Source organism: Alkalinema pantanalense CENA528 (assembly GCF_050753345.1).
Taxonomy (GTDB): Bacteria; Cyanobacteriota; Cyanobacteriia; order Leptolyngbyales; family Leptolyngbyaceae; genus Alkalinema; species Alkalinema pantanalense.
Genome location: NZ_JBLZFX010000018.1, coordinates 69,348 through 80,678 on the forward strand (window position 1 = coordinate 69,348; position 11,331 = coordinate 80,678).

Annotated in this window: 13 protein-coding genes; 5 read left to right on the forward strand and 8 right to left on the reverse strand. The window is 48.2% G+C overall.

The window, feature by feature from the left end:
• The first annotated feature begins 353 nt into the window (after window positions 1–353).
• On the forward strand, window positions 354–554 hold the full coding sequence (locus ACN4EG_RS08395; RefSeq protein ID WP_431628887.1) for a zinc ribbon domain-containing protein: 201 nt from the start codon (window positions 354–356) through the stop codon (window positions 552–554).
• 397 nt (window positions 555–951) lie between these two features.
• On the opposite strand, the gene ACN4EG_RS08400 is transcribed toward ACN4EG_RS08395, so the two are convergent.
• The 3 genes from ACN4EG_RS08400 to ACN4EG_RS08410 all read right to left on the reverse strand — a co-directional run bounded on the left by ACN4EG_RS08400 (window position 952) and on the right by ACN4EG_RS08410 (window position 3,144).
• Complete coding sequence (locus ACN4EG_RS08400) at window positions 952–1,482, reverse strand: cofactor assembly of complex C subunit B (protein WP_431628888.1); 531 nt, start codon at window positions 1,480–1,482, stop codon at window positions 952–954.
• A 78-nt stretch (window positions 1,483–1,560) separates the two neighbouring features.
• Entirely contained in the window at window positions 1,561–1,923 is a 363-nt protein-coding gene (locus tag ACN4EG_RS08405) for a PadR family transcriptional regulator (RefSeq protein ID WP_431628889.1), read from the reverse strand.
• Window positions 1,924–2,493: 570 nt separating this feature from the next.
• On the reverse strand, window positions 2,494–3,144 hold the full coding sequence (locus tag ACN4EG_RS08410; RefSeq protein WP_431628890.1) for a response regulator: 651 nt from the start codon (window positions 3,142–3,144) through the stop codon (window positions 2,494–2,496).
• A gap of 204 nt (window positions 3,145–3,348) precedes the next feature.
• On the opposite strand from ACN4EG_RS08410, the gene ACN4EG_RS08415 reads away from it, so the two are divergent.
• Window positions 3,349–3,942 carry a DUF3611 family protein gene (locus ACN4EG_RS08415; protein ID WP_431628891.1) on the forward strand — a complete coding sequence of 198 codons (594 nt, stop codon included), beginning with the start codon at window positions 3,349–3,351 and terminating at the stop codon, window positions 3,940–3,942.
• A 34-nt stretch (window positions 3,943–3,976) separates the two neighbouring features.
• On the opposite strand, the gene ACN4EG_RS08420 is transcribed toward ACN4EG_RS08415, so the two are convergent.
• On the reverse strand, window positions 3,977–5,194 hold the full coding sequence (locus ACN4EG_RS08420) for a glycosyltransferase family 87 protein (protein ID WP_431628892.1): 1,218 nt from the start codon (window positions 5,192–5,194) through the stop codon (window positions 3,977–3,979).
• Window positions 5,195–5,810: 616 nt separating this feature from the next.
• On the opposite strand from ACN4EG_RS08420, the gene ilvC reads away from it, so the two are divergent.
• Complete coding sequence (gene ilvC / locus ACN4EG_RS08425) at window positions 5,811–6,806, forward strand: ketol-acid reductoisomerase (RefSeq protein WP_431628893.1); 996 nt, start codon at window positions 5,811–5,813, stop codon at window positions 6,804–6,806.
• 146 nt (window positions 6,807–6,952) lie between these two features.
• Here the strand turns inward: ilvC and ACN4EG_RS08430 are convergent, their stop codons facing one another.
• Window positions 6,953–7,165: a hypothetical protein gene (locus ACN4EG_RS08430; protein ID WP_431628894.1), complete on the reverse strand. Its 213-nt coding sequence runs from the start codon at window positions 7,163–7,165 to the stop codon at window positions 6,953–6,955.
• Window positions 7,166–7,539: 374 nt separating this feature from the next.
• Between ACN4EG_RS08430 and ACN4EG_RS08435 the strand changes: the two genes are divergently transcribed.
• Both ACN4EG_RS08435 and ACN4EG_RS08440 read left to right on the forward strand, forming a co-directional pair.
• Entirely contained in the window at window positions 7,540–8,046 is a 507-nt protein-coding gene (locus tag ACN4EG_RS08435) for a CGLD27 family protein (protein WP_431628895.1), read from the forward strand.
• Between the two features lie 161 nt (window positions 8,047–8,207).
• Window positions 8,208–9,161 carry an asparaginase gene (locus ACN4EG_RS08440; protein WP_431628896.1) on the forward strand — a complete coding sequence of 318 codons (954 nt, stop codon included), beginning with the start codon at window positions 8,208–8,210 and terminating at the stop codon, window positions 9,159–9,161.
• 146 nt (window positions 9,162–9,307) lie between these two features.
• Here ACN4EG_RS08440 and psb29 read toward each other — a convergent pair whose 3' ends face one another.
• From psb29 to ACN4EG_RS08455, 3 genes are all read right to left on the reverse strand, one after another.
• Window positions 9,308–10,030, reverse strand: a complete 723-nt coding sequence (psb29, locus tag ACN4EG_RS08445; RefSeq protein ID WP_431628897.1) for a photosystem II biogenesis protein Psp29 — start codon at window positions 10,028–10,030, stop codon at window positions 9,308–9,310.
• Between the two features lie 149 nt (window positions 10,031–10,179).
• The gene (gene grxC / locus ACN4EG_RS08450) at window positions 10,180–10,491 is read right to left on the reverse strand and encodes a glutaredoxin 3 (RefSeq protein WP_431628898.1); all 312 of its coding nucleotides are present in this window, start codon (window positions 10,489–10,491) and stop codon (window positions 10,180–10,182) included.
• A gap of 519 nt (window positions 10,492–11,010) precedes the next feature.
• Window positions 11,011–11,196 carry a hypothetical protein gene (locus tag ACN4EG_RS08455; RefSeq protein WP_431628899.1) on the reverse strand — a complete coding sequence of 62 codons (186 nt, stop codon included), beginning with the start codon at window positions 11,194–11,196 and terminating at the stop codon, window positions 11,011–11,013.
• Window positions 11,197–11,331: the final 135 nt, after the last annotated feature.

Below are 11,331 nucleotides of genomic sequence, written 5' to 3' on the forward strand. Positions count from 1 at the left end.
TTGCTCGGCCCTCGTTATGAGGAATTTGAATAAGTATTTCTTAAAAGGTTGCGCCCACAAGAGGCGGAAGTGGATTTGCAAAGCAAGCTGAAATGGCTGCAACGCAAATTGAGAAATAAGAAAAAGGGTTCTGCTAACTACCGGAAGGTACAAGCCAAGATTTGCAAACGGTATGAACAGATTCACAACGTTCGTCGCGAGTTCCACTTCTTGACGGCTCACAAGCTCTGTGACGTTGCCGGGATGATCTTTGCTGAGGACTTGAACCTCAAAATGACCAGTCGTGGGGTGTTGGCAAAGCACTGTTTCGATGCCGCTTGGGGTCGCTTCCTGGAAATCCTCAACTCAAATGGGTGTCTTGGAAGCGGGGTGTCTACTTTGCTCAGGTTGCCCCCAATGGGACAAGCCAAACCTGTCCTCAATGTGGATCTCATACGGGGAAGAAGGAACTGAGTGAACGAGTGCATCATTGCAGCGACTGTGGATATACGACTGATAGGGATGTTGCTGCTGCCCAAGTGGTAGAACAGCGTGGTCTTATAGCCGTTGGATAGACGGTGATACTGCCTGTGGAGGAAGGTTGCTTGGCAACCCCGATGAAGCAGGAAAACCCAACCGCGAGGAAGGGAAGCCCGCGCTCTACCCGATAGGGGGAGCGTCGGGAGGATGTCACAATGTATCTCCCTTGCAGATTTGCGCAGAAATAACATTCCTGGCTCCTCTACCGACCCATCCCCTTGGAATTTTATTGGTATGCTGTTTCCCTTAGGTTGCTAGCCAATTAGGTTACTAGACAATGCATAACCCCCTTGCCGAGATCGTCCGTATCGGATCTCAACAAGGGGGCATTTAGCGTTCATTCCTGATTTAGCATTCTTAATGGCTTTCACAAATTGGTTCGATGCAAGATCCAATCCGCTCTGCCATTGAATTCAGTGAATCATGTTCTCGCTATCCGAGAGACTTGAGATTCAGGGTTCGTTGCAATTCTGCTAACTCATCCCGATGAGCCTTTACAGTAATTAAACTCTTCCCCGATCGAATAGCTTGCTCCGATTCAATTTTCAACGAAACCTGTTCATTCCGGCCCGCTTTTCGCCAGTAAAACACACCGGCCAATGGCGAAAAGATCAATAACCCTATCCACAAACCTGTGAAGTCAGGCAACAAAAATGAGAGCACAAGAACCAAACAGAGTGCACCCAACCCTGCTAGCAAGGAGAGAAATCCTGCTAGGAACAAACTTGGACGAACCCAGCCCTCGAAGACAACAGAATTTGCCTGAGCATCAATCTGTGATACACGGTAAGCGCGCTCTGCAAAATATTGCTTGAGCTTCGCCAGCAATGAATCTTCAGATTCATCTGAAGTTAACTGGATAATCTCTGTACGATCTTTGACTGACGCTCGAATAAAAAAGCCTAGTCCGATCGCCAGGAGGAGCGTGAGCAAAAACGTAGAGACTAAGACTGAATGGCTCATGGTCAGGCAACGGACGAAAGTGTTCTCACTCCACTCTACGCTGGGTTTGCCCTCCCGAAGCAATTCGGTTATCCCTACCTATTTGACTGAAGCGTTAGCTTCCCGCTTAACGGCATACCCCTCCCAGAGCTTAGCCAAGTCCTCGGCTTGTGCGACTGCATCCGGGCGGATTTGGTACATCCGGCGAGGACGACCACGCCCCTCGACCTTCTTCCAATAGCCCGTAACCATTTCATTGTCTTCCAGAAACTTCAGTGCACTGTAGAGCACGGTGTCTGAAAGTCGGTACAGTGGATGGTTTTGTTCTAACAGCTGAATCAGCTCCGTTCCATAGGAATCTCCTTTGAGGAGCACCGAAAACACATAGCAAACGGCTAATTCCTTATTGAGATAGAAAGGAGGTGGATCCTTAAAAAATTGGTAGATATCCTCAAATTTCATGGTTTTTACATCCAAATAACAGTGACAAAGAAACTCACCCTAGGTTGATAGTGTGGAGATGAATTGCGTGGATCTAGCAGTTGTTCCTTCCACAATACGAAGCTAACAAACGCCTTTAGACCCTACGTCCCTCTTAAGGGGGAAATTTACCTCCGACGTAAAATATGTAAGAAATCGATTGTTGGCAACTCACATCAGGTGCAGTGTGAATCCGCGTTTCAGAGTAGAATTTTCCCTAATCTAAACTAAACTAGGGGGTTCCTGTCATTCGTAAAAACTACTGACCGTAGAAAAAATGACTCCGTTAAATTACTGAACTCTAAATCGCCTTAACTTGGAGTTAACAGAGGATCCCGACACTTTAGAGACTTTTATACTTTAACAGTGTGCTTTTTTTTATCGGGATGTGACACTTTAGGTCACAAGACTTTAGATTTTACGATCTGCAAGAGAGATTATCTGAGCTGATCAATCGTGATCCTTCTAGCACTCTCAACGCCACACAACTTCAGACGTCTCCCGGTTTTTCTGGCCCAAAGGGTGATGTTCCGAATGGCCTCTAGGTTGGCGTTAAACAAGACCGGCTCGAAGTGCTACCACGGCTGCTTGCACCCGATCGTCTACGGCTAATTTGTTCATAATTCCCCGGATGTGGGTTTTGATCGTATTAGTACTGAGATACAGTGCATTGGCAATTTCTGGATTACTGTAACCCTCCACCATCAGTTGTAGGACTTCCAATTCGCGTTGTGACAATTGCCCAATTGGGGTGGGGCGGGTGGGTGGCTTGAGATGATCAATGACACGGCGAGCAATTTGTGGATCCAAGTAAGTCGCTCCTTCTTGGGCAACGGAAATTGCGGTGACGAGTCGATCCACGTCTGCGCCTTTAATACAATAAGCATCGGCACCACTCGACAGCGCGGCAATGATTTCTGTGTCCATCGTATGGGATGTCAGAATGACCACGCGCACATTGGGTAACTTGGCCCGAATTTGCTGGGTGGCTGCAATACCATCTAGCCGAGGCAATCCAATGTCCATGACAATCACATCGGGCTTCAGTTCCAAGGCCATTTCGACCCCGGTATAACCATCAGTGGCCTGTCCAACGATTGTGTAATGGGGATAATCACTCAAAGATTGTTCTAGCCCCAATTGCATCATGGGATCATCTTCCACAATGAGAATGCGAACTTTTTGGGATTCACTCAAGGTCATGGATTCTGGGGTATAGAGAACTTAAGAGATTTGATTGGATTATGCCTGATTCTACGAAGGATGCTATAGATTCGTAGAAGCTCTACTGTTTTCTCCCCCTAAAATTCACGCTTAAATGCTGAATTCTATCCCTTGAGCTTCTGTTTTTTTGACTTCATTAGAATCTTCGAAGTTTTTTATAGACCCTGCTTAGGAATGGTCGGTATGACAAGCCAACTGGATAATTCTCCCTCTCCTCCCAACTTGAAACAAATTTCCAAAACCTTTCGCTTTGTGGGATGGTTCAGTTTCTGGGCACAGCTTGTCCTTGCGATTATTTCCGGGCTGATTTTTATCTTTGCAGTTCTATCTGCGGCAGCTTTTTCCCGATCGGCGACTCCCGGCTCCTCGGGGGCTAATCCAGGCACGGGGGGCGGAATTTTCTTCGCAACCTGTAGTTTGTTTGTTTTGGTCTATGGCATCTATCGATCGTTTCAATACGTTCAACTCGGTCGTCGTCTGCGGGAAACCAACCCCAGCTTTCGGCCCAAAAAATTAGAAACTGTCCAGTTCCTCTGGATGAGCTTAATGGTGCGAGGGGCAGGGTTGCTGTTAGCCGTCATGGCCGGAGAAGCGATTACCGGAGTCCTTTTAGGTAAAGCCTTTCTCTCCATGGGAGCTATTTTTAATCCCTTGGCGATTAATCAAATTATTCAGCCACTGGACATTTTTCTGGTGCTGGCCAATACCCACTTGATTACAGCCCACTTTATTGGCAGTGCGGCATCCCTGTGGTTGCTCAATCGGATTAATCGCTAGGTCGGCGTTCTAACTTCCTACAGAACCTGCTGAATCAGCTCCAGACATCTAGAGGATCCGTTGGATTAGGGGTTGGTGCAGCTTGGGGAGGAAGTAGTAGATGTTTGCGGGAGCCGGGAATGGCAAAAGCGAGGGTGACGGCGTAGGCCAACATGCCGTTACTGTTGGTAAAGGGGGGCATGAAGATGGGCAGCACTAGCCAGAATTTACCCAGGGCGTTTGCCTGCTGAAAGCGATAGAAGAAGAAGGGAAAATACCAAACCAAACCCATGATCCAGGTTTGGGGATTAAAGAGATGGATCGTGTTCAACAATGAGTAAAATTGCTCATCTTCTTTGCGGGGTCGCAGAAAATAGAACAGGACTGCAAAGGCGATCGCACCCACGGTCAGGGCCAGAAACGGTTTTCCCCGCAAAAACGGGTTCATGTAGCCATGGACAAAATCATGGGTCACTAGGAGCTTGTTGCCTTCGATCGCGAAAACGAGGCGATTCAGCACCGTTTGTCCCAGGGTTTGTATGGGGTAAGGATTGACAATCTGCCCCAAGATATCCGGAAAGGTGCGTTTGGCAAAGTTGAGGTAGACGGGATAGCCAAAGTAGAACAGCGGCAAGGTTAGAAAAATCAGAATACCGCCGATCGTCGCGGCTACCATGCGAAATTGCCGTTTGACAAGGTAGTAGAGCAGTGCCACAAAGGGAAAGATTTTAATCAAACAAGCCATGCCCAGCATCAGTCCCGGCAGAATCGGTTGTTTGTTGGCCTGGTGGGCATAGAATGCTGACACCGTGAGACAGCACACCAGAATGTCGATTTGTCCCCGTTCAAAGCTGGCAAAGGTGGGAAAACTCATGAGGGCCAGGACTAGCACTGCGGGGGCAACTGGGGAGCCCTGATGGCGTAGTAGTTGGAAAAATAAAAACCATAAGCAGAGCAAAATAAAGACGCTATACACCACCTTGGCAGTGCCGTAGGGCATCCAGCTAACAGCGGTCATCAAAAGGGCCGCGAAGGGGGGATAGATAAACCCTGACCAAGGCCGACTTTCCGCATTGACAGGTGTATAGAGTTCTGGGTGCAGTCCTACTGGATTAAGGTAAGGATCCAAACCAAGCAGGACCGATCGACCGGCGACGTAGTAAGGCCGAAAATCGATTTGGTAGGACTCTAGGACGATGTAGATCAAAATTGCCGAGGGCAATAGATAGGGAAAATACTCTCGGAAAAAGCGGGCGATCGTTAAACGTGGCATAGCAAGACACAAAATCCCAAGACACGGAGTGGACAGGCACAAGACGCTTCCAGGACTCGTTCAAATAACCCATGTTCTTCAAATAACCTATTGGTCTATCAAATTTGTTTTGAGGGGTTAAAGAAGTTACAAACTGTTGTTTTACTTGAGTTTTAAAGAACTTCTATCCCTCATTCCATGGCTGATAAACCACTATGTACAAATGAAGTTGTTCAAAGGAGTTGTCCAAAAAACTAGTTGTTCAGACACCTGGTTCAAACACCTGGCATTTCAGATGGCATTTCAGGAGACTGACACAGGCAATTTGCTATTAGTCAACACAAAATTAAAGTGCGACTTTCTAGCAACATTTTGTCTTTCCGCAAGATACTTTAGCCCAACTTGCTGGCCTAACCCTGGTTTCGCCAACTTTTTAGCCCAACTTTGTGGAAAGTTTTATGGATTGTTAATTTCGTCAAATTGAGTCGATAAAGGATGTGCCTTCCCAGTGCAACCTCATCGGACTGCCAGAACTCGATCGGGCAAATTTCTACCCGTCCCCCCTTCTTGGTAAAATCAGAGCTTGCGAAATTTTCCCCATGCGTGCGGGCAAAGGAATTAAGGAGAGATCCCAACTATGGCGCGGATGTACTACGATGCGGATGCAAATCTTGACTTGTTAAACGGTAAAACCGTTGCGATTATTGGCTTTGGCTCCCAAGGTCATGCTCACGCTCAGAACTTGAAGGACAGTGGCGTGAATGTCGTTGTGGGTCTGTACGAAGGCAGCAAATCCGCCGTCAAAGCTAAGGAAGCAGGGCTAGACGTGAAGAGCGTGGCGGATGCAACCAAGGTGGCTGACCTGATTATGATCCTCCTGCCCGATGAAGTGCAGCGATCGATCTATGAAACTCAAATTGCCCCCAACCTGTCTGCGGGCAAGACCTTGGCCTTTGCCCATGGGTTCAACATCAACTATGGTCAAATCCTGCCCCCCGCTGATGTGGATGTGGTGATGATTGCGCCGAAGGGGCCGGGTCATTTGGTGCGTCGTACTTACACCCAAGGGCAAGGCGTACCTGCCCTGTTTGCGGTGTACCAAGATGCTTCCGGCCAAGCGCGGGACAAGGCCATGGCCTATGCCAAAGGCATTGGCGGTACTCGGGGCGGGATTCTGGAAACCACCTTCCGGGAAGAGACTGAAACCGATTTGTTTGGTGAACAAGTGGTGCTTTGCGGTGGCTTGAGTGCGCTGATTAAAGCTGGGTTTGAAACCCTAGTAGAAGCTGGATACCAGCCGGAGTTGGCTTACTTTGAGTGCTTGCATGAAGTGAAGCTGATTGTGGATCTAATCGTGGAAGGCGGTTTGGCCACCATGCGCGACAGCATCTCCAACACCGCAGAATACGGTGACCTGACCCGTGGGCCGCGCATCGTGACGGATGACACCAAGCAGGAAATGAAGAAAATTCTTTCCGAAATCCAAACGGGTCAATTTGCCCGTGAGTTTGTCTTGGAAAACCAATCGGGTAAACCCGGATTCATCGCGATGCGTCGTCGGGAAGCTGAGCACCCGATCGAAGAGGTCGGTAAGGATCTCCGTGCAATGTTTAGCTGGCTGAAAAAAGCCTAATTGCTAGCTGCGTTAACGCACTGGCTTCAACAACTGTTCTCACCCAGGGGCTTGGTGAATGCCAACCCCGCCACGGCCTTGCTTGTTGCTATGCAGGGTTGGGTGAGGATGGTTTTCTAACTCGAGTTCCCTAATCTCAGCAGTCACTACCGCTTTTGTTCCATTTGTTGCACGGCGTCTTCCGTTCGAGCGTTGGGATTTCTGGGCTTCCAGTTGGGGAAGAGGTTAATCATCATTTGGTCGATCGAATTGCGGGCTTGCAAACTGTAGCGCCCGATCGGCTGAGGCAGTACTTGATCCCCAAAGCCAATAAAGGCAATCACAACCAGCAAAATCACAGCTACAGGAATCTTTTTCATAGTGTTACTCTCTGGATGTAATTTAAGATGGCAGTCCTGACTTCCAACCTTCATCCTGCACCCTGAACTTGCCAGCGATCGGTGTTGGCAAGGCGTATGCAACCCCTTCAGATCTAATCTACCCACTTGTCTAATCTACCCACTTGCAGCACGAGATCTTAGGCTTGATACATGGTTTTCTGTATTTGCTGGGGATTCACTGGTATTTGCGAGAATGACGCTTTTGTAGGGTGGGGAGAGAATTCGGTCAATATTTTCTGAAAATGCCCATTCTGCAAGCCGGAACTACAACCAAGTGAACTGTAAAGTCGGACGAGAAGAGTCCTTCTCCAACCCTCTATACTGCTAGTAGACCTTAGATCCTACGGTTGACTATGAAATCTTCCAATACTTGCCCTGTTCCGATAGAACAGCGCCCTGTTAATGAGTTTCAGGCGTTGTCAGAATCTTGGTTTTTTAAGTGGGCTATGTGTCGGGGGTGGAGCTTTGCTAAACCGTTAGCGATCGCCTTTATGGCCAATTTAGTGATCTCGACGCCGATCGCCGCTGCAAGTTTTCCCTTCCATAAATTTCCGTTGGAATGCATGTTAGTGGCTGCTGCGGGGGCTTGCTTGCTTCCTTGCTTGCTTCTAGTACGGCTGTATCTAGGTTGGCGTTATATCAAATCCCGTTTGTTGGATCCGAAAATTTTCTATGAAGAGTCCGGGTGGTACGATGGCCAAATCTGGCAGAAAACTCCGGAGTTTTTAGACCAAGATCGTCTAATCGTCACCTACGAAGTTCAACCAGTATTACATCGGCTTCAGCAAGTACTCGTTTTTGCGATGGGTGTTTTTTTTGGACTTGTCATTGCTAGTATTGGCTGGGCCTTGCTGGATTAAGTTTGCTTTACATAAAACTGCCCTTTTTTAAGACTCTGGAATTAAGAAAGAGAAATTAAACCGTAGTTCTGGAGCAAAGTCGCCATCTTGGTTTCTAATTTGTAGTGGTGCAACTTTGTACCACGATCGTCCCACAATTTAGCTTGTTGTAGCTTGTACCGATGACTAGAGGAAGAAAAACAGAAACCGCAGAACTAGAAGTTAAATTGCTGCGGGAGGGCATTGTTGAGTCGGTACACCATGTCCATGCCACGGTCTGTGACGATCGCGGACGGGTGCTTTTGGTGGCAGGCCAGTCAGAACTAGAAAGTTTTGTCCGCTCTTCTCTCAAGCCTTTCCAAGCGCTCTGTGTCACGGCCACAGGAACGATTGAGCGCTTTGGCCTGAGCGATCGGGATGTTGCGATTATTTGCAGTTCCCATCGGGGCTTGATTGAGCAAACGCGCCAAGTTTTTAATGTCCTATGGCGTGCGGACATTGATCCTTCAGCTCTGCAATGCCCTGTTCCTGCGGGTAAAACCAGTGCGTTGGAGTACAACTGTTCCGGAAAACATGCGGGGATGTTAGCCGCAGCCAAACAGTTGAGTGTTCCGACATCGGGCTATTTGCAACGCAACCACCCAGTACAGCAGCTCATTCTCAATAAGGTTGCAGATTTACTCAAAATCCCTCCTGCCGAGTTTATTGTGGCAAGGGATGACTGTGGGGCACCTACCTACTTTATGCAACTGCGGCAAATGGCGTGGTTGTACGCCCAGCTTGCATCCGGGGAAAGTTTAGAGCTAGAACGGATCCTGCGGGCAATGACCCATTATCCTGATCTGGTGGCCGGCAGCGGAGAGTTTGATACTGAATTGATGCGGCTGACGAATGGTGAACTTGTCAGTAAATCGGGAGCGGAGGGCGTTCAGTGTGTGGGTCGGATTGGAGAAGGGATGGGTTTGGCCATTAAGGCGATCGATGGTGCAAAACGGGCTAAATATGCAGTTGCGATCCATCTTCTACAACAAATGGGCTGGATTTCTCCGAACGTCGCAGATGAGCTGTCCGATCGTTTCATTGCTATTGGAGAGTTCAAACGCTTAGAAGTGGATGGAGAACTCTCGCTTCTGTAGGTTTGTAGTATGAGCTGAATTTTGTAGCGCTTCTAGGGAATGCCGAAGGAAAAGGGCACCTCCCGCCCTCTCCTTTCACGGCATTCCGGTTAGATTTTTGCGCGAGCTACTGTAACTGTAACTCCGATACTGGAACTCCGAACCGTCTAGGACTCTGTTGAGGGCATTTCCGATTCTGAATCTTGGGGAGTCTCGCTGGCACTGCTGGCCTTTGTTGCTTTTTCTTGTTCTCGCTGCTCACGTTTCTTGCGTTCGGCTTCCACAAACTCTGCCATGGCTGCCTGGGCTTGACTCACCTTTTCCAGATTGCTGCGGTAGAGTTCTAAGTCTTTTTGCAACTTGTCCGGTGCTAAGTTTAAACCTGTTCCCAATTTGGTCAATGCGGCCTGTAGCTTTTCACTATCTTTGACGGCTTCGGCATCCAGCTTTTCCAGCAAGGTATACAGTCCAATTGCGAAGAGACGGCTATATTTAAATTTTGGGTTGCCGGGAATTTGCTGCAGGGCCGAGAGGGCTTCTCCCCCTTCCGTTAGCCCCACTAAGCCATCCCAGGATGTGCTTCCTAGGGAATTGAGCAGGCGATCGGCGTCTTGGCGATACTGCTGGGGATTGCCATCGACAGCTTGACAAATTGCAGTGAAGATTGATGCTAAATCCTGCTCAGGGCGATAACCTTGCATGAATCTATCGAAGGACGTTACCACACCCAGCGCATAGATGGGGTCATAGCGAAACTCAATATTGACGGTTAGCAGATGCATTTCCACCATCAATTCCTCTACCACGCGACGGTAAATGGAGTTCACCGGGCGGGTATGAAGACTATAAAACGTGCGCTTGGCATCGGAAACGGTACGGACAGTATTCACGGTAACTTCATCTGGGCAACATCCCTCATTGTGTCGCTTTGGGGGGAGTTTTGCCAAGGGAAATTTACGGGAAAGGGACTCGAATCAAGGTTCTAACTTTGCGAGAATCCTAAACTTTGTGAGAATCCTCATTGCGAGAATCCTCACTGCTATCCCTCGGCAGGCGATCCTAGTAACCCATCCAATTGCCCCGATCGATCCAAGGCATACAGATCATCACAGCCGCCGATCGCAACATGATTGATAAAAATCTGAGGAACCGTACGCCGCCCATGGGCTCGTTCGGCCATTTTGACCCGAGCAGCTCCATCGCCATCAATTTTGTACTCGGTAAAAGCAACTCCCTTCCACCGCAGCAATAATTTGGCTCGAATGCAATAGGGACAGGTTTGCCAGGTGTAAATTTCCACGATCGCGCGAACCTGCTCAGATGCCTTGCCCGTCAAGAAATTGAATAACATACTAGAATTCTGATCATCTTACGATTCTGATCGTTGCCTACGTCTTCCAATTTTGCCACGACTCCTGTCTCTGTAGAGCAACCTTGATAAGACTCAAAAGCTTTGACAAGGTTCAACTATTGGAGAAAAAAAAGACGAATGTGAAGTAGAGATTGCTAGAATAATCAAGAAAATATTTCATCTACACTTCCTAAGATGTAGAGTGTAGCATTTGCCGAAATGTAGTATGCGCTTTTACCAACCTAGCTTACGTACTGGACAGTGCAAAGTTATTGATACAACTTCATTGTTGCATCAAGCTGCTAAATCAAGAGTCATCTAGGGAGTAGATTACTCGATTTTGTTGGCGAGTAATTGAGGCAGAAGTAGCCTGTGTCTACTTCTCAAAAAAATCAGGGGCAGTTGATACTGAATCGTCAAGCGGACAATCTGTTCAGTTGGATAGCCATGCTTAGGCAAAGTGCGGAACCAACGGGGAAAGTGATTCCATACCGATTGAGGCAGTTCTAGCGCCAGAATTTATAGAACGCCAAGAGCGATCGCATTCAAGTTGACAAAGCGTTCAAAGGCTTCGACCTTTTGCTCGATTTGCTGTTGCACGGCGTCCGTATAGTCTGCTAAACAGAGATTGTTTGGGAACGAGGGTGTTTTCTTCATCGCCTTGAGCCAGAACTGATAGGCAAAGCCGCCCAACAGATGCAGCAACGTTCTGAAGCAGACTTCGACCCTGCTTGACTGACAAAACTAGAAAGCCGGAATGTGCTTGAGGACAGTGAATTCACGCTGCAAGGATTGTTCCGATTGACGGTATGAAGCCATAGTGGGTTCAGGGTCTGGAGC

Coding starts and splice junctions, on each gene's coding strand:
- ACN4EG_RS08400 (WP_431628888.1), bottom strand. CDS start 1,482: ATGAGCCATTCAGTCTTAGTCTCTACGTTTTTGCTCACGCTCCTCCTG.
- ACN4EG_RS08405 (WP_431628889.1), bottom strand. CDS start 1,923: ATGAAATTTGAGGATATCTACCAATTTTTTAAGGATCCACCTCCTTTC.
- ACN4EG_RS08410 (WP_431628890.1), bottom strand. CDS start 3,144: ATGACCTTGAGTGAATCCCAAAAAGTTCGCATTCTCATTGTGGAAGAT.
- ACN4EG_RS08415 (WP_431628891.1), top strand. CDS start 3,349: ATGACAAGCCAACTGGATAATTCTCCCTCTCCTCCCAACTTGAAACAA.
- ACN4EG_RS08420 (WP_431628892.1), bottom strand. CDS start 5,194: ATGCCACGTTTAACGATCGCCCGCTTTTTCCGAGAGTATTTTCCCTAT.
- ilvC (WP_431628893.1), top strand. CDS start 5,811: ATGGCGCGGATGTACTACGATGCGGATGCAAATCTTGACTTGTTAAAC.
- ACN4EG_RS08430 (WP_431628894.1), bottom strand. CDS start 7,165: ATGAAAAAGATTCCTGTAGCTGTGATTTTGCTGGTTGTGATTGCCTTT.
- ACN4EG_RS08435 (WP_431628895.1), top strand. CDS start 7,540: ATGAAATCTTCCAATACTTGCCCTGTTCCGATAGAACAGCGCCCTGTT.
- ACN4EG_RS08440 (WP_431628896.1), top strand. CDS start 8,208: ATGACTAGAGGAAGAAAAACAGAAACCGCAGAACTAGAAGTTAAATTG.
- grxC (WP_431628898.1), bottom strand. CDS start 10,491: ATGTTATTCAATTTCTTGACGGGCAAGGCATCTGAGCAGGTTCGCGCG.